This window comes from Flavobacterium sp. Sr18 (assembly GCF_011064265.1).
In the GTDB taxonomy this organism is placed as follows: domain Bacteria; phylum Bacteroidota; class Bacteroidia; order Flavobacteriales; family Flavobacteriaceae; genus Flavobacterium; species Flavobacterium petrolei.
On sequence record NZ_CP049329.1, the window covers coordinates 632,534 to 655,596 of the forward strand.

Annotated in this window: 24 protein-coding genes; 15 read left to right on the forward strand and 9 right to left on the reverse strand. The window is 33.9% G+C overall.

Features of this window, described 5'->3' with window-relative positions:
• Positions 1-82: 82 nt before the first annotated feature.
• The 3 genes from G7A72_RS02845 (at position 83) to rlmH (ending at position 1,743) form a co-directional block, all read left to right on the forward strand.
• The gene (locus G7A72_RS02845) at positions 83-526 is read left to right on the forward strand and encodes a hypothetical protein (protein WP_165151346.1); all 444 of its coding nucleotides are present in this window, start codon (positions 83-85) and stop codon (positions 524-526) included.
• 133 nt (positions 527-659) lie between these two features.
• On the forward strand, positions 660-1,151 hold the full coding sequence (locus tag G7A72_RS02850; protein WP_165151347.1) for a CIA30 family protein: 492 nt from the start codon (positions 660-662) through the stop codon (positions 1,149-1,151).
• A gap of 118 nt (positions 1,152-1,269) precedes the next feature.
• Positions 1,270-1,743: a 23S rRNA (pseudouridine(1915)-N(3))-methyltransferase RlmH gene (rlmH, locus tag G7A72_RS02855; RefSeq protein WP_114753979.1), complete on the forward strand. Its 474-nt coding sequence runs from the start codon at positions 1,270-1,272 to the stop codon at positions 1,741-1,743.
• Between the two features lie 46 nt (positions 1,744-1,789).
• On the opposite strand, the gene G7A72_RS02860 is transcribed toward rlmH, so the two are convergent.
• Positions 1,790-2,410 (reverse strand): hypothetical protein, encoded by a 621-nt coding sequence (locus G7A72_RS02860; protein WP_165151348.1) that lies wholly within the window; start codon positions 2,408-2,410, stop codon positions 1,790-1,792.
• Between the two features lie 2 nt (positions 2,411-2,412).
• Entirely contained in the window at positions 2,413-3,237 is an 825-nt protein-coding gene (gene folP / locus G7A72_RS02865; protein WP_165151349.1) for a dihydropteroate synthase, read from the reverse strand.
• A gap of 88 nt (positions 3,238-3,325) precedes the next feature.
• Here folP and G7A72_RS02870 point away from each other — a divergent pair, with 88 nt between their 5' ends.
• The 4 genes from G7A72_RS02870 to tpiA all read left to right on the forward strand — a co-directional run bounded on the left by G7A72_RS02870 (position 3,326) and on the right by tpiA (position 6,537).
• Entirely contained in the window at positions 3,326-3,874 is a 549-nt protein-coding gene (locus G7A72_RS02870; protein ID WP_165153600.1) for a DUF1599 domain-containing protein, read from the forward strand.
• Positions 3,875-3,887: 13 nt separating this feature from the next.
• Complete coding sequence (locus tag G7A72_RS02875; RefSeq protein WP_165151350.1) at positions 3,888-4,988, forward strand: BT_3928 family protein; 1,101 nt, start codon at positions 3,888-3,890, stop codon at positions 4,986-4,988.
• Between the two features lie 230 nt (positions 4,989-5,218).
• Positions 5,219-5,716 carry a TlpA disulfide reductase family protein gene (locus G7A72_RS02880; RefSeq protein ID WP_165151351.1) on the forward strand — a complete coding sequence of 166 codons (498 nt, stop codon included), beginning with the start codon at positions 5,219-5,221 and terminating at the stop codon, positions 5,714-5,716.
• A gap of 68 nt (positions 5,717-5,784) precedes the next feature.
• A complete protein-coding gene (gene tpiA, locus G7A72_RS02885) occupies positions 5,785-6,537 on the forward strand; it encodes a triose-phosphate isomerase (protein WP_165151352.1) in 753 nt (250 codons plus the stop codon).
• 55 nt (positions 6,538-6,592) lie between these two features.
• On the opposite strand, the gene G7A72_RS02890 is transcribed toward tpiA, so the two are convergent.
• Positions 6,593-7,816, reverse strand: coding sequence for a porin (locus tag G7A72_RS02890; RefSeq protein WP_165151353.1), 1,224 nt, complete (start codon positions 7,814-7,816; stop codon positions 6,593-6,595).
• Between the two features lie 95 nt (positions 7,817-7,911).
• Between G7A72_RS02890 and prmA the strand changes: the two genes are divergently transcribed.
• From prmA to G7A72_RS02910, 4 genes are all read left to right on the forward strand, one after another.
• Positions 7,912-8,745, forward strand: coding sequence for a 50S ribosomal protein L11 methyltransferase (prmA, locus tag G7A72_RS02895; RefSeq protein ID WP_165151354.1), 834 nt, complete (start codon positions 7,912-7,914; stop codon positions 8,743-8,745).
• Between the two features lie 44 nt (positions 8,746-8,789).
• Positions 8,790-9,065 carry an ATP-dependent Clp protease adaptor ClpS gene (locus G7A72_RS02900; protein ID WP_165151355.1) on the forward strand — a complete coding sequence of 92 codons (276 nt, stop codon included), beginning with the start codon at positions 8,790-8,792 and terminating at the stop codon, positions 9,063-9,065.
• Between the two features lie 92 nt (positions 9,066-9,157).
• Positions 9,158-10,429, forward strand: a complete 1,272-nt coding sequence (locus tag G7A72_RS02905; RefSeq protein WP_165151356.1) for a sterol desaturase family protein — start codon at positions 9,158-9,160, stop codon at positions 10,427-10,429.
• A gap of 9 nt (positions 10,430-10,438) precedes the next feature.
• On the forward strand, positions 10,439-11,110 hold the full coding sequence (locus G7A72_RS02910) for a lysoplasmalogenase (protein WP_165151357.1): 672 nt from the start codon (positions 10,439-10,441) through the stop codon (positions 11,108-11,110).
• 44 nt (positions 11,111-11,154) lie between these two features.
• Here the strand turns inward: G7A72_RS02910 and G7A72_RS02915 are convergent, their stop codons facing one another.
• A complete protein-coding gene (locus G7A72_RS02915) occupies positions 11,155-11,571 on the reverse strand; it encodes a DUF6691 family protein (protein WP_113665590.1) in 417 nt (138 codons plus the stop codon).
• 36 nt (positions 11,572-11,607) lie between these two features.
• A complete protein-coding gene (locus G7A72_RS02920) occupies positions 11,608-12,168 on the reverse strand; it encodes a YeeE/YedE family protein (protein ID WP_165153602.1) in 561 nt (186 codons plus the stop codon).
• A gap of 445 nt (positions 12,169-12,613) precedes the next feature.
• On the opposite strand from G7A72_RS02920, the gene G7A72_RS02925 reads away from it, so the two are divergent.
• The 4 genes from G7A72_RS02925 (at position 12,614) to G7A72_RS02940 (ending at position 16,263) form a co-directional block, all read left to right on the forward strand.
• Positions 12,614-13,063 (forward strand): 2-dehydro-3-deoxyphosphooctonate aldolase, encoded by a 450-nt coding sequence (locus G7A72_RS02925; protein ID WP_113665589.1) that lies wholly within the window; start codon positions 12,614-12,616, stop codon positions 13,061-13,063.
• Between the two features lie 211 nt (positions 13,064-13,274).
• Positions 13,275-14,093, forward strand: a complete 819-nt coding sequence (kdsA, locus tag G7A72_RS02930; RefSeq protein ID WP_165151358.1) for a 3-deoxy-8-phosphooctulonate synthase — start codon at positions 13,275-13,277, stop codon at positions 14,091-14,093.
• A gap of 18 nt (positions 14,094-14,111) precedes the next feature.
• Positions 14,112-14,954, forward strand: a complete 843-nt coding sequence (locus tag G7A72_RS02935; protein WP_165151359.1) for a hypothetical protein — start codon at positions 14,112-14,114, stop codon at positions 14,952-14,954.
• A 214-nt stretch (positions 14,955-15,168) separates the two neighbouring features.
• Complete coding sequence (locus G7A72_RS02940) at positions 15,169-16,263, forward strand: PAS domain-containing sensor histidine kinase (protein ID WP_165151360.1); 1,095 nt, start codon at positions 15,169-15,171, stop codon at positions 16,261-16,263.
• Between the two features lie 31 nt (positions 16,264-16,294).
• Here G7A72_RS02940 and G7A72_RS02945 read toward each other — a convergent pair whose 3' ends face one another.
• From G7A72_RS02945 to G7A72_RS02960, 4 genes are all read right to left on the reverse strand, one after another.
• Positions 16,295-17,674 carry a M28 family peptidase gene (locus G7A72_RS02945; protein ID WP_165151361.1) on the reverse strand — a complete coding sequence of 460 codons (1,380 nt, stop codon included), beginning with the start codon at positions 17,672-17,674 and terminating at the stop codon, positions 16,295-16,297.
• Between the two features lie 140 nt (positions 17,675-17,814).
• Entirely contained in the window at positions 17,815-19,911 is a 2,097-nt protein-coding gene (locus tag G7A72_RS02950) for a glycoside hydrolase family 97 protein (RefSeq protein ID WP_165151362.1), read from the reverse strand.
• A gap of 143 nt (positions 19,912-20,054) precedes the next feature.
• Positions 20,055-22,355 carry a beta-glucosidase BglX gene (bglX, locus tag G7A72_RS02955; RefSeq protein WP_165151363.1) on the reverse strand — a complete coding sequence of 767 codons (2,301 nt, stop codon included), beginning with the start codon at positions 22,353-22,355 and terminating at the stop codon, positions 20,055-20,057.
• Positions 22,345-23,058 (reverse strand): prolyl oligopeptidase family serine peptidase, encoded by a 714-nt coding sequence (locus tag G7A72_RS02960; protein ID WP_165151364.1) that lies wholly within the window; start codon positions 23,056-23,058, stop codon positions 22,345-22,347. The genes bglX and G7A72_RS02960 overlap by 11 nt, the downstream gene beginning before the upstream one ends.
• Between the last annotated feature and the right edge of the window lie 5 nt (positions 23,059-23,063).

Sequence of the window (23,063 nt, forward strand, 5' to 3'; positions counted from 1 at the left end):
TTCAAACTTTAGAATCCTATTTTTTTTTAGGGCAATCCTATTTAAAATCTTATATTTGGATTTAGTAATTAAAACACTGTTTATGAAATCTTTTTTAAGCTTACTTTTTGTAACCTCGCTGCTTTTTACTTCTTGTAAAAAGGAAGCAGAAACCCAAAATAATACTTCAACAAACGTAATTCCTTTTACGGAAGTTGGCAGACAAATGAAAACTGAAGCTGCTGCAGCTAACCAACCACAAAATACAACTGCTCAGCCAACAACCACTGCCGCCGGTGCAAATCCAGCTCACGGTCAACCAGGTCATCGTTGTGATATCCCTGTTGGAGCACCATTAAATTCTCCAATTGCTACAACAACTCCACAACAAAACAAACCAGTTCCTGCAGCTACTGTTACAACGACGACAACCCCAACTGTTACAACTACGGTTCCAACAACTCCCACTCCAGAAGGGATGAATCCGCCACATGGTCAAGAAAATCACCGTTGTGATATTGCCGTGGGTGCGCCATTACCAAAATAGAATTTGAAAAGATTCCTCAAGATAAAAACTGGCGTAAATTCTGAAGAGTTTACGCCAGTATTAGTTTTTGGTATCAAAGTCATAAAAAAAACAAGAACTTTTTTAGAATAAAATAATTTGCAAACCCAACATTATGAAACCATTTTTAATTTTTGATTTTGATTTAAAGAGCGACCTTAGCAATTGGAAAATTGTAAATGATGCTGTGATGGGCGGAGTATCCGAAAGTAAAATCTATCTGAATACAAATGGAGAGGGAACTTTTGAAGGCAAAGTATCTTTAGAAAATAATGGTGGATTTTGCGCTGTAAAATATACTTTCGAGCCATTAATTTTAAAAAGCGCTACACATTTTTGCATTCGGATTAAAGGGGACGGTAAACAATATCAATTCAGAGTCAAGACTCATCGAACTGATTCCCATTCATATGTATTTCCTTTTCAAACTACCACAGATTGGCAAACGATTGAAATTCCAATCACGGAATTGTATCCTGCTTTCAGAGGACAAAAACTAAATCTGCCTAATTTTGACGGTTCTAATTTAGAAGAAATTACATTTTTGATAGGCAATAAAAAAGAGGACACATTTCGATTGCTAATTGATAGCATTGAGGTAAAATAAATATTATTCAAACTTTTTTTGTACAAAACTTAAAGTCATATTATTAATTTCGACCAAAGAAAAACATAGATTGAAACTGTTAATTTTTCTATCTTTGCGCCTCTGAAATCCAACAAAAATGAATATTAAATTAATTGCTATCGGTAAAACTGATAACAAAGCCTTACAATCTTTAATAGACGATTATACCAAACGTTTATCTTTTTACATTAAGTTTGATTTGGATATTATTCCTGATATCAAGAACGTAAAAAACTTATCAGAAAGCCAACAGAAAGAAAAAGAAGGCGAATTGATTTTGGCAAAAATTACACCTACGGACCAACTTATTTTGTTGGACGAAAACGGAAAAAACTTTTCCAGTGTAGGTTTTTCAGAAGAATTACAAAAGAAAATGAACTCCGGAGTGAAGACTTTAGTTTTCGTTATTGGCGGCCCTTATGGATTTTCAGATACCGTCTATGCCAAAGCTCAAGGAAAAATATCGCTGTCTTTAATGACTTTCTCCCATCAAATGGTACGATTATTTTTTATCGAACAGTTGTATCGTGGCTTTACGATTTTAAGAAACGAACCATATCATCACCAATAATTATTTTGTTTAAAGTTTTCTTTGTTTGAAGTTTAAAGTTTAAAGTTTAGTAAATAAATTCCTGATTACTTTTTATTTCGACTTTTAAACTTTCAATAAAAATTTTATTTTGTATGTAACTTCCAAAGCTTAAATCTTTATCAAAGCAAAAAACATATTGCATCGATTTATTATTTGGTACATTATCTAAATAGTCTTGAAGTTGTGCTTGTTTTAAAATATTTCCATCCACTAAAATTTTATTGTTTTTGTCAAAAAAGACAACTATTCCTGACTTTGGTTTTTCCAGTTTGTAATACACATTTGTAAAAGGAATAAAAGCTAGATTTTTTCCAATTGTATCTGCGTAAGAATAATAATTTTCGGCCTTTTCATTCTTGTGTGCTTTTTCTTCGCGCTTCTTTTGTTGCAACTTCATGATTTCCGGAATTGCAAGTCGTAATGGCAGACGTTTGTCAACATTTAGAATCCAATTGGTTGAAATAATACTGTTTTTACGGTTTACTTCTGCCAGCGTATCTATGCCTTTTGTTCTAAAAAAAATATAGATTGGCGAAAGATCATCTACATTTTTGACAATTGTAGTGTTGGCTTTTGGCAGTAAAATATCTTCCTTGTTTCCACAAGAAAACAAAGTAAAAAGAACAATCAGAGTAAAATATTTCATCTTTATAAATTGATTTTATTGAATAATGTAATGCATTCCATAGCCTCTTTAACATCGTGAACACGAAGGATTTTTGCTCCTTTTGTCAATGCCAAAGTATTCAAAACCGTAGTTCCGTTTAACGCATTTTCTATTGTTGTCCCAAGCGTTTTGTAAATCATTGATTTTCTAGAAATCCCAACAAGAATAGGCAACTCCAGCATGTTAAACAATTCCATTTTTTTAAAAACTTGATAATTTTGAGTTATTGTTTTGGCAAAGCCAAAGCCCGGATCGATTATTAAATCATTGATCCCAAAATCTCTGGCCATAGCCACTTTCTCCGAAAAATAGAACAACATTTCTTTTACAATATCATCGTAATCTGTGAGTGTTTGCATTGTTTGCGGATTGCCACGCATGTGCATCATAATATAAGGAACATTGTATTTTGCAATTATCTCAAACATTTTTTCGTCTAAATTTCCGGCTGCAATATCGTTCATGATAGCCGCGCCACTTTCAATCGAAGCTTTGGCTACTTCACTTCTAAAGGTGTCAATCGAGATTATGGTTTCTGGAAAATGTTTTAAAATCAAATCAACAACAGGAACAATTCTCGAAATTTCTTCTTGTTCCGAGACAAATTCTGCATTTGGTTTGCTGGAATAAGCGCCAATATCTATAAAAGTTGCGCCATCAAGCAGCATTTTTTCAACTTGAGAAAGTATTTCGGTTTCATTTTTATACTTTCCACCATCAAAAAAAGAGTTGGGCGTCACATTCAAAATCCCAATTACTTTGGGAGTTGATAAGTCAACAAGTAATCCTTTGCAGTTAATAGTCATTCGTTTACAGTTTTAAAGACTTCAAAATTCGACATTCAAAAAAATTATCTTATTTTTGAAAAAATTTCAAGACAAATATACACCAATAATGAAGAATACTTCAAAGGAATATGATAGTGTGATTGCGACTTGTCGTGCACTGTTTATCAACAAAATGAAAGATTACGGATGTGCTTGGCGCATTTTACGATTGCCTTCATTAACGGATCAAATCTACATTAAAGCCCAAAGAATAAGAAGTTTACAAGAAAACGAAGTTCGAAAAATTGATGAAGATGAAACAGGAGAATTCATCGGAATTATCAACTATTCGATTATGGCATTGATTCAATTGGAATTAGGAGTTGTGGATCAACCCGATTTAGATGTTGTAAAAGCAACCGAATTATACGATGCCAAAGTTAAATTGACCAAAGATTTAATGGAAGACAAAAATCATGATTATGGGGAAGCTTGGCGCGAAATGCGCGTGAGCTCACTAACCGATTTGATTTTACAAAAACTACTTCGTGTCAAACAAATTGAAGACAATAAAGGAAAAACATTAGTTTCTGAAGGAATCGACGCTAATTATCAGGACATGATAAATTATTCGGTTTTTGCTTTGATTCTGATGGGTTTTGGAAATAAACAATAAAGCTATCAAAAAAATGAAAAATATAATTACTCAATTTTCTAGAATTTTCGTTGGAATCCTATTCATTATCTCCGGTTTAATCAAGCTGAATGACCCAATTGGGTTTTCATACAAACTGGCGGAATATTTCAGTGAACCCGTTTTTAACATGCCATTTTTTGTTCCGTTTGCATTGGGAATCGCTTTGTTTTTAGTAATTCTTGAAGTGGTTCTGGGAATTATGTTGCTCATTGGTTACAAAACCAAATTCACTATTTGGAGTTTACTAATCCTGATTGTATTATTTACTTTCCTAACTTTTTATTCGGCTTATTTTAATGTGGTAAAAGATTGTGGTTGTTTTGGAGATGCTTTAAAACTGACACCTTGGCAATCGTTTACTAAGGATATCGTTTTACTTTTCTTTGTTTTGATATTATTTTTCAATCAAAAATTGGTGAAACCTTTGTTTACCAATAATGTACAAAACATAGTCATTTACGCCAGTATCGTTTTATCGTCACTTATGGGAGTTTGGGTTTTAAACCATTTGCCATTGATCGATTTCAGACCATATAAAGTAGGAAACAATATTCAAAAAGGAATGCGAATTCCTGATGGAGCTGAAAAATCAGTGGTAGAAATGGTCTTTATTTACAAAGTTGGCGGTGTCGATAAAGAATTTACTGAAAAAGATTTGATGGCAATTCCTGAAGGCGCTGTATTTGTTGACCGAAAAGACAAAGTGATCACAGAAGGTTACGTTCCTCCTATTCATGATTTTACAATGGAAAAAGACGGTTCTGATTATAAAGATGAGTTTTTAGAAGCTCCAAAATTGATGCTGATAACCGCTTACGATTTAACAAAAGCGGATCACAGTGGAATGGCAAAATTAGAAAAACTGAATCAAGAAGCTAAAGCAAAAGGATATCAAGTGATTGCAATGACAGCCTCTTCACCCGAAGAAATAGCTGCTGCAAAAAAACAATTTGGTTTAACATTTGACTTCTATTTTTGCGATGCCATAACGGTAAAAACCATCGAAAGAGCCAATCCAAGTATTGTTTTGATTGAAAAAGGAACAATAAAACAAAAAGTTCATCACAATGATATTGCAGATTTAAAATTCTAAATAAACTATAAAAACTATAAAGTCGTAAAGTCCGAAACAGGAAACTTTACGGCTTTTTTGTTTAAAAAAATGGCAAGTGCTATTCCGAAAAATCACTAAGTCAAAATCATTAGATTATTTTTAAACTATAACGATATTGCTTTATCATTTTCGGATAATGCTTTCAAAATTTCTTATTCTGTATAACGCATTCAAATTGTTTGATTAACTTTGTTAAAAACAATACTAAAATGAAAAAAATATTTGCTTTATTAATTGCGTTTGTCACCTTCTCTTGCACATCAAATGCACAAAAAACTAAATTCTCAAAAGAAGCTTTATCTGAAACCCTTTTAGCCACTGATGGAAATCAAGTTGCTTTTAAGGATATTTTGAAACAGTACAAAGGAAAAAGATTAGTAATTGAAGTTTGGGCTTCTTGGTGTGGTGATTGTGTAAAAGCAATGCCTAAACTAAAAGAATTACAAGCTAACCATCCTGATGTTGCTTACTTGTTTATTTCAATGGATAAAACTACTGATAAATGGAAAGCTGGAATTGAAAAACATCAATTAAAAGGTGGACATTTCATGGCAAACGATCAAATGAAAGGTGTATTTGCAAAAGCTGTGGATGTGGATTGGATTCCTAGATACATCATCGTAGACAAAACTGGAAAAATAGTATTGTACCGCGCTATTGAAACAGATTTTGAAAAAATCAATGAAACCTTAAAAAGTTTGAAATAATTATTCTAGCTATTATTTTTCAAACCATTATAAAATTAAAACCAAAAACTAAATATAACACAACGAAAATGAGAAAGAAGATTGTTGCAGGAAATTGGAAAATGCATAAAAATGCAGAACAAACTGAAGATTTATTAAATGAACTAATAGCAAAAATACCAACAGACACTACTGTTCAGGTTATTGTAGCTCCTACTTTTGTGAACTTAGCCTCTGCTGTAGATCATTTAGAATTTACTAATATTGATGTTGCTGCACAAAACGTTCATCAAGCCGAAGGTGGCGCTTTTACTGGTGAAATCTCAGCAGATATGTTAAAAAGTGTTGGTGTAGATATCGTAATTTTAGGACATTCAGAGCGCAGAGCGATATTTCATGAAACAGACGCTTTGATTGCTAGCAAGGTAAATACAGCTTTGGAACATGATATGAGAGTTATTTTTTGCTTTGGAGAAGAATTAAAAGATCGCCAAACAAAAAATCATTTTAATGTGGTAGAAAACCAATTGCGAGATGGGTTATTTCATATTGAAGCAAAGGACTGGGATAATATTGTTTTAGCTTATGAGCCAGTTTGGGCAATAGGAACAGGAGAAACAGCTTCTCCGGAACAAGCACAAGAAATGCATGAATTCATCAGAGAAACAGTTCGTAAAGCTTTTGGAAGTGATATTGCTGAAAACGTATCTATTCTTTATGGAGGAAGCGTGAAGCCTGATAATGCAAAAGAAATATTCTCAAAACCTGATGTAGACGGTGGTCTTATTGGTGGTGCTGCATTAAAAGCTGATGATTTTGTTGCAATTATAAATGCAATATAAATTTCATTTTTAGAATTTATAAAAAAAGCGGTGATTTATTTTCACCGCTTTTTTTTTAAATACCTATTTCTACCTGAAAACGTAAATACCAATTATTCTTAGTACTTCCGTCGAAATAATTTAAAGTGTCAAAAGTCAATTCGCTTTGCAGCTTAAAAGTGTGTTCCCAAATATATTTGGTTAAACCAACAGTATATTGTTTAGAATTTGGAGCCAAAGTCCTAATATCTTCACCTACTTTTTGAGTGGAATACCTGCCAATAACTTCATAATTTGATGGGAAATTATAACTCAACTGATGATCAAATCCATTCCCTACATAAGCAAAATTAGATTGTGAAATATCGTCTGGATTAATAGTAACAGCATTCCTGGATGTAGTTCTAGACATGTAACTTGACATGGCAGCCCATCCATTGTATTTCAACATAGCATCCAGCATCACTGATTTCATAGTTCGCTCCTCAAACAAATCATTCCCTAATTGTCCTTGCGTTCTTTTGGCATGATTATTTTGCTGAAAAGCTGCAGAAAGCATCAGTTTTGGCTTTTTTTCTCTTACAATATCCCCTTCAAAATAGGTCCCGTCCCTAGAAAAAGCTCCAAAGGGTAATAACTCCACTTTTCCGGTTACAGCAACTCCTGCATCTGCATTTCCTGTTATATTACGTCCCTCACCTGTTGAAACAGCAGTTTTGAAATTATAAGAAAATTTATCTTGAAATTCATTCATATTATGAACTTGGAAACCAAAATCCCTATCAATTGTAAATCTGGCGTTATTAATGGAGCGATCCGTTAATTGAAGACCACCTGAAGAATTTACACGTTGACGGTTTCCTGGTAATTTTGTTTGCCCAAAACTGATATTCCAATGTTTATTAGGTCTGTAAAAAACAACCGCATCACGAATAATATTAATATTTTCTCCTTCTTGAATTTCTCCCACATCGCCTGGGGCAAATGATAATTGGACTGCATATAAAAATTTTGGTGAACCCACATATCCGTCAAATCGCAAACGCAAACGTCTGATTTGTCCATCATAAACGCCATCTTCTCCTTCATTTTCAGTATAAGTAACTCTGTTTTGCATTCGAAAACGAATATTCAATTGGTATAAACTGTCTGGAGAAGTGATTCCAATCCCTTTACCAAAGCTGTAATAGGGAAGTGCAGATAATTTTAAGTCATTATCTTGTTTATTTTGCTTTATAGTAACTTGAGCATTGCCGGCAATACTGAGCAGAAAAACAAAAAATAAAATGATTTTTTTCATTGTGTAGTTGTGTGTTAGTACTACAAATGTAAAATAAAATTTGATTTACAAATGCCGTTTAAATAGTGATTGTTACCTTTGCAAAAAAAATAAGCATGTCAAACATATATATCGGGTACCATTTTACTATTGAGCCTAAAGAACTAGGTTCTGAAATATTAATCGCTGAACTGGGAGAAAGAGCATTTGAGAGTTTTACGGAAACTGAAACTGGGATTTCAGCTTTTGTACAAAAAGATTTATGGGATGAAATGATTCTTGATGACATTCATATTTTACAATCAGATGAATTTACTATCGATTATACTTTCGAAGAAATCGAACAAGTCAACTGGAATGAAGAATGGGAAAAGAATTTTGAAGCAATCGATGTTGATGGAAATTGTCACGTACGCGCCCCTTTTCACCCAAAAACAGATGCCGAATTCGATATTGTTATCGAACCAAAAATGAGTTTTGGAACAGGTCACCACGAGACAACTCACATGATGATCCAGCATTTATTAGAAATAGATGTTACCGGAATGAAAACGCTGGATATGGGATGTGGAACTGCCATTTTAGCAATACTTGCCGAGATGAAAGGAGCACAACCAATTGACGCCATTGATATTGATAATTGGTGTTATTTGAATTCAATTGAAAATGCACAACGCAATAATTGTAAACACATCACAGTTTATGAAGGTGAAGCAGCATTATTAGCCGGTAAAAAATACGATTTAATTATTGCTAATATTAACAGAAACATCTTGTTGAACGATATGCAAAGTTATGTTGACAGTTTAAATCCTAATGGAACACTACTTTTAAGTGGGTTTTATCAAGAAGATATTCCATTTATAGATGCTTCTTGTACTGAAAAAGGACTGACTTATGTTAAAAAATTTGAAAGAAACAATTGGGTATCTTTAAAATACGTAAATTAGTAGTACTATTTTTTATTAATTACGAAAGTACAAAAACCTACATAATGAGTACTAAAGAAAAAGTAAGAGAAAGAGTCAGTGTAAAAGAAACAATCAGTTTAGACAATGAAATAGTGGTTTACAACGATGATGTAAACACTTTTGACCATGTCATTGAAACTTTGATTCGCGTTTGTGATCATACTCCGGAACAAGCAGAGCAATGTTCATTAATTGTACATTATAACGGAAAGTGTACCGTAAAAACGGGTCCTTATGATAAATTAAAACCGCAATGCACTCAATTATTACAAGCAGGATTAAATGCGGAGATAATTTAAGTACATTAAAAACTTCCACTAGAAATAAATTACTGTGAATAATTCAAAAACATTCTCTTTTATTCTATATTTGAATAATAAAAAGTGTTTTTATGGAAGAATACGGTAAAATTTTAGTTTTTGTAATGCCCCTATTTTTGATATTGATTATCATCGAGAAAATATATGGGCATTACAAAGGGGAAGATACTTCACCTAATATGGATTCTGTTTCGAGCGTAAGTTCTGGAATGGTAAATTCCCTAAAAGATGTTTTGGGACTCAGCATCACGCTTGTTTCTTACGATTGGATTGCTTCTAAAATAGCTTTATTTGATCTTCAAGCAACCTTTTTTACCTACTTTATCGGATTTATTGCTATTGATTTTTATGGCTATTGGAGTCATCGTTTGTCGCATCAAATTAATTTTTTATGGAACAAACATGCCATTCATCACAGCAGTGAGGAATTCAATTTGGCTTGTGCCCTTCGCCAGCCCATTTCCAGTTTTGTCAATCTGTTTACCTTTTTATTAATTCCGGCGGCTCTTTTAGGAGTTCCCTCCAAAGTGATTGCGATAACCTTACCGATTCATTTATTCCTTCAATTTTGGTACCACACCAAGCACATTAAGAAAATTGGTTTTCTAGAAAACATACTGGTTTCTCCCTCCCATCACAGGGTTCATCATGCCATAAATCCAGAATACATGGACAAAAATCATTCACAGATATTTATTATTTGGGATAAATTGTTTGGCACTTTTCAAGCGGAATTAGAAACCGTTCCGCCTGTTTTTGGAATCACAAGACCAGCGAGAACCTGGAATCCCATTCGGATTAATTTTCAGCATTTATGGCTGCTGACTAAAGATGCTTGGCGCGCAGAAAACTGGAAAGATAAGTTTACCATTTGGTTTAAACCAACAGGCTGGCGTCCAGAAAATTTTGAAGAAAAATATCCCGTAACTAAAATCACCAATGTCTATGATTTTGAAAAATATGGAGTCCAATATTGTAAAAAACTGATGTACTGGTCTTTATTTCAAGCAATAATAACGTTAGTACTTATTAGTTACCTCTACAATTCAATCGCGTTAATAGGTTTGCCAAATGTATTTATTTACGGAGCATTCATTTTCCTGACCGTTTACAGTTACACGGAACTTATGGACACGCGAAAAATTTCTGTGTTTTGGGAAAGTATCCGGTTTGTATTTGGAATTGGGCTAATTTTCTATTTTGGAGATTGGTTTGGGATGAATCAACTCTTCCCATTTGCAAGTTATATTATTGGTGGTTACCTCCTTTTATCCTTGGCTGTAACGGTATATTTTGTTAGCAGTAATTTTGAAAAAGAAACAATAATTATAGCTCAATCTTAAAAATAAAAAATGAAAAGCAACATAATATTAAAAAGGTTCATCGGGTTTAGTCTAGTTTATCTTTTGATAATTCTTTTTGGAAAAGAGGAAATTGCCTGGTTTTTCAAACCGTTTTTATTACCGTTTCTAATTCTGGCAGTTTATGTACACGAAAGGTTCATTACTAAAAAAGTTCTTTTGACAGCTTTGACTTTGTCGTGGATTGGTGATATTATTTTGATGTTTGCTGATAAACGAGAATTATATTTTATTGCAGGATTGATTGCTTTTTTACTTTCACATATTTTTTATATCATACTTTTTAGCAAACAATTAAAGATTTATTTAAAGAAAAGTAAAATCATTTTCTGGATAGGAGTTACAGCAATTACCTTTTATTTAATTGTAATGATACTGATTTTATTGCCAAGTTTGGGTGACCTAAAAATTCCGGTTTTTGTTTACGCGCTCACAATTTCAATTATGTTGTTATTTGCATTGAAAGGCTTTATGAATTGGCATAAACCTGCCAGCATATACATTTTGGTTGGCGCTATCATTTTTGTAGCTTCAGATAGTATTTTGGCCTTTAATAAATTTTATGCACCGTTGCAATACAGTTCCTTCCTGATTATGGCAACTTATTTACTTGCGCAATATTTGATTGTTATTGGTATTTTGAAATTAAATAAAAAAAAGTAGCATTTCCATACGAGAATGCTACTTTGATATAAAATTTCTAACGATTAATGGGGCAATTTATTTTTCAATAACCCATATAAATAAGTTCCTAAAAGAGCTCCAAAAAGAACTATCAAAATAGTCCAAAAACCTGCTCCAAGTAAGATGAATATTGGTCCCGGACAAGAACCAACCAATGCCCAACCCAATCCAAAAAATAATCCGCCAATCCAGTAACGAGCAGATCCTTTTTCTTTATCTGGAATTTCAATCGATTCTCCTTTGATGTCTTTGATGTTATTCCTTTTTATGATTTGAATCCCAATAATTCCTGTCAAGATAGCCACCGAAATAATTCCGTACATGTGAAACGACTGAAATTGAAACATTTCGTAAATGCGATACCAAGAAACGGCTTCAGATTTAGTCAGTACAATTCCGAAAACAAATCCAACTAATAGATATTTTAGTATATTTTTCATGCTTTTAATTTTAATTTTTAAATGATGATTGCCTATCTACTTTACAATTAATGGCAATAAAAAATGCGCCATTATTAATCCACCAATGAAGAATCCAATTACTGCTTTCAACGAAGGAATTTGTAAATTACTCAATCCTGAAATGGCATGTCCAGAAGTACAACCACCAGCATAACGAGACCCAAAACCAATCAAAATACCACCAATAAGCAGTATGAAAATACTTTTTGGAGATTCTAAAATGGAGATTGCAAAAAGAGCATCCGGCACTAATTTTCCGTTTGGAGCTTCGATACCCATTTGTGCTAATTGTGCTATTGTTTTGGGATTTATGTCCACATTTGAAGGATCACTCATAAAATGAACGGCAACAAAACCACCTAGCATAGCGCCAAGAACGACTACTAAATTCCAGCGTTGTGCTTTCCAATCAAAATCAAAAAATGAAACTCGTTTTCCTAAACCAGCCATCGAACAAAGCGAACGCAAATTAGAAGACATTCCGAAAGATTTCCCAAAATAAATAAGTGCTAACATAATCAAGCCAATCAAAAAACCGGAAACATACCAAGACCACGTTTGAAAAATAATATCCATATTGTTTTTTTGTGCAAAGATAAGAAGCATTTTACGAGATTTTGGAAGAAATGCTACTTTCGGTAAAAAAGTGGGGATCTAAATTATTAAGGGAACACGCACTAAGGTCTAAAGTTCTGTTTATATTTGTATAATTAAATTGCATGGTATTGTAATTGCTATTTAAATTTTAATGCTATATTTTAGAATGAAAAGCATTTAATTTTAAACATATAAGTCATGTAAGCTAAAAAAGTTTATGTGTCAAATTAGGGTTAAAAAGTAAATCTAAGTTAAAAATATTTTTATGAGGTAAAGAGACTTTGCTTAAATGAACTATTAACTTGACTCGATTTTATTCAAATTAAAAAAACTTATTTTTTCTTATATGTTTAAAAATATGTATTCAACACAATGCTGTTATTTCAAGACTTAAGCGAATTACGCAATAAATTTATTTTAAAACATGAACAAATCAATCCTTCTTATTGCTTTACTTATTAGTTTAGCTTCTTGCTCCAGTACGCAATCTACATTGAAAAATACGGATGATAATGCGCCAAACCTTACTCTTTCTAAAGACAATACTTTTCTAATTACGGCATATAGTAAAGACAAAAAATATGGTTATGATAAAGATTACCCAATCAACATTTTCTTTAATAACACTAAAAATGAAACCATCAATCAAGGTCGTTTTTTGAATGCTTTGGCGGGACCCAATGGCGAAAAAATCACATTTACTAAATTAGAAAGTTGCTGCCCGTTTCCAACAAAAAGAAGCGAGTTGGGTGCCGGGTTTCTAGATGTATATGAATTAAAATGGAATGGTCAAAAAAAACCAGTACTACTCTATTTGAACATCTATGAAAAAGGAATATTGATGGTTCCTGTAGGACTTACATTGAAAAAATAATATTTTTCGAATCCCAAAATGTCCTTGCAAAACAATTCCCTAGCCCTGATGCTAGTGAAAATCCTCCCGTTTTTCAGGGAGATTGTAATCTCGTCCTAATGACGAGACAGGAAACTGCTCCTAAAAAAAAGTTAATGTCCTAAATTATTTGGAAATCGTAAATAGTAAATCGTAAATCATAACTACCTTTGCACCTTTAAAAAATCATACTATGAACCTACAACATATTCCACAAATCAAATATACTGACAGCGGCAATTTCTTCCTATTAGCTGGGCCTTGTGCCATTGAAGGGGAAGAAATGGCGATGCGAATTGCCGAAAAACTAGTTGGTATTACTGATAATTTACAAATCCCTTTCGTTTTTAAGGGTTCTTTCAAGAAAGCAAACCGTTCTAGAATTGACAGTTTTTCAGGAATTGGTGACGAAAAAGCATTGAAAATTTTAAGAAAAGTTTCAGAGACTTTTCACGTTCCAACTGTTACGGATATTCATACCAATGAAGATGCTGATATGGCTGCTCAATATGTTGATGTGTTACAAATTCCCGCTTTTTTAGTACGTCAAACTGATTTAGTCGTGGCTGCTGCCAATACTGGGAAAGTGGTCAACTTGAAAAAAGGACAATTCATGAGTCCGGAAAGCATGAAGCATGCGGTTCAAAAAGTATTGGATTGTCACAATGAAAACGTGATGGTTACGGATAGAGGAACCATGTTCGGCTATCAAGATATGATTGTTGATTTTAGAGGAATTCCTACGATGCAACAATACGCAACAACTGTTCTTGATGTTACGCACTCGCTGCAACAACCCAACCAAACAGCAGGTGTAACTGGAGGAAGACCAGATATGATTGAAACCATTGCCAAAGCTGGTATTGCTGTAGGTGTAGATGGAATTTTTATTGAAACCCATTTTGATCCTGCCAATGCAAAAAGCGATGGAGCTAATATGTTGCATTTGGATTATTTTGAATCCTTGATGACCAAGTTAGTTGCTATCAGAAAAACAATAAATACATTTTAAATTTAGGCCCCAAATTCATTGAAATATCTATTATATTACGCATTCCTTATTATTTTATTTACTAATAACACAATTGCACAGGAAGTTACAGAAATCCAAACTAAATATACAACTCATAACAAAGGGAAATTTTTTATTTCATGGGGAGGAAACAGAGACAGTTACTCCAAATCAGACATCACTTTTCGAGGTAAAGATTACAATTTTACTTTAGAAAATGTTCCAGCGCATGACAAACCAAAAGGTTGGCATGTTGATTATATTAATCCATCCAGAATGACTATACCACAGACTAATTTTAGAATGGGGTATTTTGTAAGCGATCATTATAGTGTTGCTATTGGTGTGGATCACATGAAATATGTGATGTCGCAAAATAAGGCTGTGGACATCAATGGGTATTATCCAAATCCCGGATCTTATGATGAGCTATTAGCCAATAATCAAGTGCTTTTGACTGAAGAATTTCTGAAATATGAGCATACCGATGGTTTGAATTATATAAATACTGAGTTTTCAAGACATGATGACATATCGTCAATATTCAAAATTGGAAATATTGATAAAATTCAAGTCAATTTAACTGAGGGAGTTGGTTTTGGTTTCTTATACCCTAAAACTAATACAACTTTATTGGGAAAAGAACGTCATGATGATTTCCATGTTTCAGGTTTTGGAACTTCTTTTAAAGCAGGACTAAATGTTACTTTTTTCAAACACTTTTATATTCAAGGAGAACTTAAAGGAGGTTACATCAACATGCAGGATATACGAACTACACAGAGCACCCAAGATAGTGCCTCACAAGATTTTTTCTTTTTTCAGAGGATAATTGCCGTGGGAGGGATTTTTAGAATTTAATTCATCCTGTATTAAAAATTAAATAAGCTATCATTTTTGATGGCTTTTTTTTTGAATTTGATTTAAAAAAAAACTAAAATATATAAAATTAACAACTGTTTCATTATTTGATTTTTTTTCTTTTTTTTGAAATTTTAAATAGTTAAATTTAGCCATCGGATTTGCTTGTTTCAAGTTGGGTAATTTTAATAAATATAATTCCTTAAAATTATAAATGACCAAAAATAACACCGCCACTTCTTCTTTAAAAACAGACTATCACTTTGATAATTTTTTTAATATCTCAGCTGATTTCATATGTATTGCAGGATTTGATGGCTATTTTAGAAGAATAAATCCGGCTGTTTCAAAATTATTAGGCTTTACGGAAGAGGAATTATATTCTCAACCAATCAGCAGTTTTGTATACACAGCCGATCTCCAAATTACAATAGAAACCAGAGAACAAGTCTATAAAAACAAGCCTCTTTTGAATTTTGAAAACCGCTATTTAACTAAAAGCGGAGAAATTGTATGGTTATCATGGACCTCTATGCCTGTTGAGTCAGAGAAATTAGTTTATGCAATTGCCAAAAACATCACCCATAAAAAAAAAATGGAAGAGGAGCGCAATTTACTGATTGCAAATTTGACACAAATCAACAAAGAACTAACGGTTTTGTCTCATAAAACTTCGCATGATTTAAAGTCTCCCATAAATAACATGCTTTCTGTTTTTAACTTAATTGATGTTTCAAAAATCAATGATCCAGAAACGTTAGAGTTAGTAGAAATTCTTAAATTAACTAGTGAAAATTTAAAACAAACTTTAAATGATTCTATTGATCAATTAGTAGAAAACGAGAGTATCAATACTCAAATTGAAGAAATAAATTTAAATGAATCCCTTAGTGAAGTGCTTACTTCCATAAATTCTTTAGTTCGCGATTCAAAAGCAATTATTAACATTGACTTTTCAGCATTTGAGAATATTACTTTTAACAAAGCATACATCAAAAGTATTTTTTTGAATTTATTAACCAATTCAATTAAATATGCGAAACCACATCAAGTACCACTTATTACCATCGAATCCAGAAAAGTCAATGGAGTCAACCAATTAGTATTCTCGGATGAAGGACTCGGTTTTGATATGGATAAAGTAAAAGATAAGATTTTTGGATTGTATCAAAAATTCCACAGTAACATTGACAGCAATGGCATTGGTCTCTATTTGGTCTACAATCACATCACCAGTTTAGGCGGAAGAATTGCCGTGGAGAGTAAAATAAATGAAGGTGCTACATTCATTATTTCTTTCAAATATTGAGAATGTAGCACCTTCAAGAATAAGTATGTTTCTATTTTGCAATACCGTTTTGATCCATCAAATAAAGTATAGAAGCCATAGCTGCTGCTCCTAGTTCTAACTCTCTTTTATTGACAGCATCAAAAGTGTCATTGGCAGCATGATGATAATCAAAATAACGCTGAGAATCCGGTTGCAATCCTACTTTTACGATGTGATTGGATTGTAACGGACCAATATCAACACCGGAATGTCCTTTTACAAATTTGTGAATTAAATAGGGTTCGAACATCGTTGCCCAACTACTAATCTTATTGAAGTTAGCTTCATCGGCTTCAATTGAAAAACCTCTTGGTGAGAACCCTCCCGAATCACTTTCTAAAGCAAAAATATGGTTTTCGTTGTTTTTATTGGACTGTGTTTCATATTCTTTTCCGCCTCGAACGCCGTTTTCTTCATTCATAAACAAAACCACACGCAACGTGTTTTTAGGCTTGTACCCAATATTTTTGAAGATATTCAACACTTCCATACTTTGGACACATCCTGCTCCATCGTCATGAGAACCATCTCCAAGATCCCAAGAATCCAGGTGACCTCCAACGACCATTATTCTTTCAGGATGCTCAGAACCGGTCATTTCACCAACCACATTATAGGATAAAACATCATCAAATGTCTGACACGATTGTTTCAAGTAAAAAGTTGCATTTGGATTTTGTTTTAAACTTTTACTCAAAAATTCAGCGCCGTTAGTACTAATAGCAGTTGCTGGAATGCGTTGCTCTTTGGCAATGTCGCCATAGTTGGTAGCACCTGTATGCGGAAAATCATCTAATCTTAAGTTCATAGAACGTACAATCACTGCCAAAGCGCCTAATTTTCCTGCTTCTCTGGCTCCTGAAGATCTTTGGTCAACGCAACTTCCATACGCTTTGAAAGTTTCTATAAATTCTGGATTCATCGGTCTATTGAAGAAAATAATTTTTCCTTTTACTTTTGCTTCGCCAAGCGCCGCTAGTTCTTCTAAACTTTTTACTTCTATCACATTGGCATTCAATCCAGCTTTTGGTGTTGCTACAGAACCTCCTAAGGCACAAATTGGGAAAGAGATCTTTTGTTTACCCAGTTGTAAATACCCTATTTCCTTTTCGCCCCTCACCCATTTTGGTACCATTACTTCCTGAAGATACACTTTGTCTAAACCCAGCGTTTCTAATTGTGCTTTGGCATACAAAACCGCTTTTTCTGCTCCCGCGGAACCCGATAATCTTGAACCAATTGTATTTGATAAATGGTCTAGCCAAGGATAACATTTGGCATTGGTCAGGGATGATTTGTAAATATCTTTTAACGCTTGTTCTTCTTTAGTTTGTGCAGATACGGCAATTCCACTAAACAAAAGTGCGGCTATAACAATTGATTTTTTCATAATAAATTTAGGCTTTCTGGGTATTCATGTTTATAATTTTGGTTTTGGTTGCTGTCGCAATTTCGTAATTCCAAACGAATAATTTATATTAGATTCAAAAAAAAATCCTGCAAGTTTAAAGTTCTTGCAGGATATCCTTATTATTTTATCGGTTCAAAACTAATTGCTGTTCCTCCACCCGGAGCCAAATTCATTTTGATTTTTGATTTGCTGGTCACGACAATAGTCTTGATTTGATATGCAATTGGATTGTTTTTCCAATCGGCATTTTTAGCATCCTCATAAATGATGGCTTTGTATTTTTTCCCTTTGGATAAGAAGTCTAACTTTATTTCTGATGTTCTGGCATTCTCATCGGTGATTGCTCCTAAAAACCACGTTTCTTTTCCTTTTGTTTTTCGGGCAACTGTAACATAATCGCCTGGTTCCGCTTCTAAATATTTGCTTTCATCCCAATCTGTTTCTACATCCTTGATAAACTGAAAAGCATCCGGGTATTTCTCATAATTTTCCAATAAATCGGCCGCCATTTGTAACGGAGAATACATTGTTACATACAAAGCTAGTTGCTTTGCTAAAGTCGTGTGAACCTGCTCTGTTTTGTTTTTATCATAATAACTCATTTTGACTTCAAATATTCCCGGCGTGTAATCCATCGGTCCACCCAATTGTCTCGTAAATGGTAAAATAGTTTCGTGCATAGGCGGATTCCCAACACTCCAGGCATTGAATTCATTTCCACGAGCCGCTTCAGCAGCGATATAATTAGGATACGTTCTTCCAAAACCGGTTGGTCTTGACGATTCATGAGAGTTAATCATAATCTTATAATCTGCAGCGCGTTTTACTACAAAATTGAAATGATTCACCATAGATTGTCCGTCATGAAACTCTCCACGTGGAATGATTTTGCCCACGTAACCTGATTTTACTGCTGGATATTCGTATTTTTTCATCAAATCAAAAGCACGATCCAAGTGTCTTTCATAATTACTTACGGAACCCGATGTTTCATGATGCATGATCATTTTCACGTTTTTTTCTTTGGCGTAAGCCGAAAGAGCAGCAATATCGAAATCCGGATACGGCGTTGTAAAATCAAAAACTTCCTCTTTCCAGTTTCCGTTCCAATCCTCCCAACCTACATTCCAGCCTTCTACTAAAACGCCATCAAAACCGTGTTTGGCAGCAAAATCAATGTATCTTTTGGTATTTTCAGTAGTAGCACCGTGTTTTCCAGACGCTTTTGGGGCATCTGCAAAATTAGTTGCATTTTGAGAACCGGCATAATCCCAAGTAGATTTACCTACGTGCATTTCCCACCAAATTCCAACATATTTCATCGGTTTTATCCAAGAAGTATCTTCTAATTTTGATGGTTCATTAAGGTTCAAAATCATTTTAGAAGCCACAATATCTCTGGCATCATCGCTGATCATGATGGTTCTCCACGGAGACACACAAGGCGTTTGCAAATAGGCTTTGTCACCAATGGCATTCGGAACTAATTCGGCTTTTAATTTGTAATTTGTCACATCAGCATTCAAATGCATGACTGGATAATTGACAACTGCCGCTTCAAAAATATTAAGATACAAACCTGATGGCGCTTTCATCATCAACGGTGTTTGAACCATGTATTTGCCCGGAATGGACTTTACTCCAATTCCGTTGTTCATATTGATTTTGCTGTTATCAATTTCAGAAAATTTAGTTTCGTTGTATTCGTATTCATTACTGTCGAAATCTCCTGGAATCCAAAATACTTTGTTGTTTTCGGTTAAATTGAATTTGGTAACCTCATCAGAAATGATAAAATAATTCAATTCCGCTTGTTTTGGAAAATCATATCTGAAAGCAACTCCTTCATCAAAAACTCTAAAGATGATATTCATTTTCACCTTAGTTTCCATGTTGATAAGCGAAACATTAAGTTCACTATATTGATTTTTAATACTGGATTGCTCCCCTAAAACTGGTTTCCAAGATTCGTTGAAGTTGGAAGTTTTTGAAGTCAGTATTTCAAAATTTGCGTCTAAAGCTGGTTTTTCCTTTAATTTTATACCTAAAGCGCTTTCTAAAACGACCGCTTTGTTTTTGTAATTTACAGAATAAAAAGGTTGTCCATTTGGTCCTAATTTGAAATTTAAGGCGATTTTATCCGATGGGGATTGAACGCTTTGGGCATTGCCTAAATTGAAAAGAAAGAGTAGAAAAAGAGAAAATAAATATTTCATATTTGGATGATTTTTTGAATTGATAAAAGTAAAGAAAATAGCTGTTTTAGACTATATGACTTTTAACAAATACCGTTTTTTTGTTAAAAAAAAACCCTTCAGTACAAATACTGAAGGGCCGATCATAAATAAACAAACCAAATCTATTTAATCAACTCAAAACTAACTTTCCTATCCGTATTCGAATCTGTACCTACAAAAACCTGGAAAGTACCAGATTCCGCCAAAAATTCTAAATCCGAATTATAAAATTTTAATTCTTCAACAGAAATTTCGAAAGTAACTGTCTGTTTTTCTCCTTTTTTAAGGGCAATTTTTTGGAATCCTTTCAACTCTTTTAGCGGTCTTGTAATGGAACCCACTACATCTCTTATGTACAACTGAACTACTTCTTTACCATCATAATTTCCTGTATTGGTCACATCAACAGTCACTTTTACTTTTTCACTGAAGTTCATTTTATCAGATGAAATTTTCAAATTCGAGTAATCGAATGTGGTATAACTCAATCCAAAACCGAACGGATATAAAGGTTCATTTCTTTCGTCGATATAGTTCGATCTGAATTTTTCGAATTTTCCTTCTTTATTGCCTAACGGTCTTCCCGTGTTTTTTTGATTGTAATAAATAGGCACTTGTCCTACACTTCTTGGAAAAGTAGCTGTCAATTTTCCCGAAGGGTTTTCATTTCCAAACAAAACATCAGCAATAGCACTTCCTGCTTCACTACCTGCAAACCAAGTATTCAAAATAGCCGGAACTGTTTCGTTTTCTTGTACCAAAACCAATGGACGGCCTGTAAATAAAACCAAAACTACCGGTTTTCCTGTTTTCAATAAGGCTTGCAATAAGTCTTTTTGTGCTTGTGGAATCTCTAAGTTTGTTCTGCTGCTACTTTCTCCAGACATTTCAGCTGATTCGCCTAAAGCAGCTACAATCACATCAGATTGATTGGCTATTTTTAAGGCTTCCGCCAATAATTCTTCGGAAGTTCTGTTGTCTCGGTGTAAGGTTTTACCAAACATGGTTGCTTTTTCTTCGAAAGCTGCATCATAATCCAGATTGCTTCCTTTGGCGTAAAGCACTTTAGTATCCTTCCCTGCCACTTCTTTGATTCCTGCTACTAATGAAATGGATTTATCCATATTAGTAGCCACACTCCAAGTACCTGCCATATTTTCTTTGGCATCAGCCAATGGTCCGATTAAAGCAATCGTCCCTGATTTTTTTAAAGGAAGTAACTGATTGTTATTTTTTAATAATACTAACGATTGTGCTGAAATTGCTCGTGCTTCAGCTCTGTGGTTTTTTGTGAAAATTTCAGTTTTAGCTCTATTTTCATCACAATATTTATACGGATCATGGAACAAACCCAAATCATATTTCGCATTCAAAATAAGACGCGTTGCATTATCGATTTGTTCAATAGTTACTTTACCTTCTTCTACTGATTTTTTTAACGTTGTTAGGAAACCTTCGCCCACCATATCCATTTCAATTCCGGCATTCAAAGCCAAAGCAGATACAGTTTGTAAATCTCCCATTCCGTGTTCAATCATTTCCGGAATTCCGGTAAAATCAGTTACGACAAAACCTTTAAATCCCCATTGTTTTCTTAAAACATCAGTCATTAACCATTTATTTCCAGTAGCAGGAATTCCATCAATTTCATTGAAAGAAGCCATTACTGAACCCACGCCTGCATCAATAGCCGCTTTGTAAGGCGGAAAATAATCGTTGTACATTTTTATTCGGCTCATATCTACCGTATTGTAATCACGTCCAGCTTCTGGCGCGCCGTACAAAGCAAAATGTTTCACACACGATAAAATGGTATTATTCTTTGACAAATCATTTTGTTGGTAGCCATTCACCATTGCTTTTGCAATTGCGCTTCCCAAAAACGGATCTTCACCCGAACCTTCTGAAACTCTTCCCCAGCGTGGATCACGAGAAATGTCTACCATAGGCGAAAAAGTCCAGTTAATTCCATCGGCACTGGCTTCTTGGGCTGCAATTTGTGCAGAGCGCTCAATTAGTTTCATGTCCCAAGTAGCGGACAATCCCAGCGGAATAGGAAAAGTCGTTTCGTAACCGTGAATGACATCCATCCCAAAAAGTAACGGAATTTTCAAGCGGCTTTTTTCGACAGCAATTTTCTGTACTTCTTTTATTTTCTGAACTGATTTGATGTTGAATAACCCACCCACTTTTCCGTCTTCGATATTCTTAGCCACATTAGAACTACTGGCTGCACCGGTAGTAATATCGCCCGAAGTTGGTAAATTTAATTGTCCAATTTTCTCTTCCAAAGTCATTTTCGAAAGTAACTCGGCTACGAACTCTGTTTTCGGTTTAATTTTAACCTCCTTTTTAGAGGTCTTTTTTTGGCTGTAGCCAAAAAGAGAAATTCCAAAAAGTAGTATGATCAATTTAATTTTCATTTTGTCTGTTTTTTATTTGTTTGAACATCCAATCATAAATTTCTTGGTTGTCATATACTCGTGACCAACTGTCGTGATTGGCATCATCAAAAATTGTCAGCGTCACATTAGTATTACAGGTTTTTAATTTTTTATACATCGCAATCGAATACTCTACATTCACGACATCATCCAGCAAACCATGAAAAATCCGAGTTGGAATGGTTGCGATTTTACAATTTTCAATCATAGGAATTCGATCTACATATCCTGCAATAGGAACCAAAGCGGCAAAAGTTTCAGGATGTGCAACAACTAAATTCCAAGCGCCCCAAGCTCCCATACTAAGACCTGTGAGATAAATTCTGCTACTATCAATATTGTTCTCTTTTTGGATTTTAAGAATCAATCGGTAGAGCACTTCTTCATTCCAATATTCATTTTCCGGACATTGCGGTGCCAAAACATAAGCATCTAATTCGTGACTTTTCAAATACTTGAATGGTCCATGCTCTTTTACTTTTTCGATATCGGTTCCTTTTTCACCAGAACCATGAAGAAAAACAATCAGCGGCTTTTTATCTTTTGTATGCTTCGGAATATGTAAAGCAAAAGTTAATTCGCGTTTTTGAACGATTTCGGTTTTTAGGGTACCAATAACATCATTTTGTGAAAACGAATTCAACGATAGTAAAAAGGCCGTTGCAATAAATAGATATTTCATACACA

What these genes read in the sequence shown, in the direction of transcription:
- G7A72_RS02845 (WP_165151346.1), top strand. Translation starts at nt 83, where the DNA reads ATGAAATCTTTTTTAAGCTTACTTTTTGTAACCTCGCTGCTTTTTACT.
- G7A72_RS02920 (WP_165153602.1), bottom strand. Translation starts at nt 12,168, where the DNA reads ATGGATATTATTTTTCAAACGTGGTCTTGGTATGTTTCCGGTTTTTTG.
- G7A72_RS02880 (WP_165151351.1), top strand. Translation starts at nt 5,219, where the DNA reads ATGAAAAAAATATTTGCTTTATTAATTGCGTTTGTCACCTTCTCTTGC.
- G7A72_RS02900 (WP_165151355.1), top strand. Translation starts at nt 8,790, where the DNA reads ATGAGTACTAAAGAAAAAGTAAGAGAAAGAGTCAGTGTAAAAGAAACA.
- G7A72_RS02910 (WP_165151357.1), top strand. Translation starts at nt 10,439, where the DNA reads ATGAAAAGCAACATAATATTAAAAAGGTTCATCGGGTTTAGTCTAGTT.
- G7A72_RS02890 (WP_165151353.1), bottom strand. Translation starts at nt 7,816, where the DNA reads ATGAAAAAAATCATTTTATTTTTTGTTTTTCTGCTCAGTATTGCCGGC.
- kdsA (WP_165151358.1), top strand. Translation starts at nt 13,275, where the DNA reads ATGAACCTACAACATATTCCACAAATCAAATATACTGACAGCGGCAAT.
- bglX (WP_165151363.1), bottom strand. Translation starts at nt 22,355, where the DNA reads ATGAAAATTAAATTGATCATACTACTTTTTGGAATTTCTCTTTTTGGC.
- G7A72_RS02875 (WP_165151350.1), top strand. Translation starts at nt 3,888, where the DNA reads ATGAAAAATATAATTACTCAATTTTCTAGAATTTTCGTTGGAATCCTA.
- rlmH (WP_114753979.1), top strand. Translation starts at nt 1,270, where the DNA reads ATGAATATTAAATTAATTGCTATCGGTAAAACTGATAACAAAGCCTTA.
- G7A72_RS02850 (WP_165151347.1), top strand. Translation starts at nt 660, where the DNA reads ATGAAACCATTTTTAATTTTTGATTTTGATTTAAAGAGCGACCTTAGC.
- G7A72_RS02905 (WP_165151356.1), top strand. Translation starts at nt 9,158, where the DNA reads ATGGAAGAATACGGTAAAATTTTAGTTTTTGTAATGCCCCTATTTTTG.
- G7A72_RS02940 (WP_165151360.1), top strand. Translation starts at nt 15,169, where the DNA reads ATGACCAAAAATAACACCGCCACTTCTTCTTTAAAAACAGACTATCAC.
- G7A72_RS02915 (WP_113665590.1), bottom strand. Translation starts at nt 11,571, where the DNA reads ATGAAAAATATACTAAAATATCTATTAGTTGGATTTGTTTTCGGAATT.
- tpiA (WP_165151352.1), top strand. Translation starts at nt 5,785, where the DNA reads ATGAGAAAGAAGATTGTTGCAGGAAATTGGAAAATGCATAAAAATGCA.
- G7A72_RS02960 (WP_165151364.1), bottom strand. Translation starts at nt 23,058, where the DNA reads ATGAAATATCTATTTATTGCAACGGCCTTTTTACTATCGTTGAATTCG.
- G7A72_RS02925 (WP_113665589.1), top strand. Translation starts at nt 12,614, where the DNA reads ATGAACAAATCAATCCTTCTTATTGCTTTACTTATTAGTTTAGCTTCT.
- G7A72_RS02870 (WP_165153600.1), top strand. Translation starts at nt 3,326, where the DNA reads ATGAAGAATACTTCAAAGGAATATGATAGTGTGATTGCGACTTGTCGT.
- folP (WP_165151349.1), bottom strand. Translation starts at nt 3,237, where the DNA reads ATGACTATTAACTGCAAAGGATTACTTGTTGACTTATCAACTCCCAAA.
- G7A72_RS02950 (WP_165151362.1), bottom strand. Translation starts at nt 19,911, where the DNA reads ATGAAATATTTATTTTCTCTTTTTCTACTCTTTCTTTTCAATTTAGGC.
- prmA (WP_165151354.1), top strand. Translation starts at nt 7,912, where the DNA reads ATGTCAAACATATATATCGGGTACCATTTTACTATTGAGCCTAAAGAA.
- G7A72_RS02860 (WP_165151348.1), bottom strand. Translation starts at nt 2,410, where the DNA reads ATGAAATATTTTACTCTGATTGTTCTTTTTACTTTGTTTTCTTGTGGA.
- G7A72_RS02945 (WP_165151361.1), bottom strand. Translation starts at nt 17,674, where the DNA reads ATGAAAAAATCAATTGTTATAGCCGCACTTTTGTTTAGTGGAATTGCC.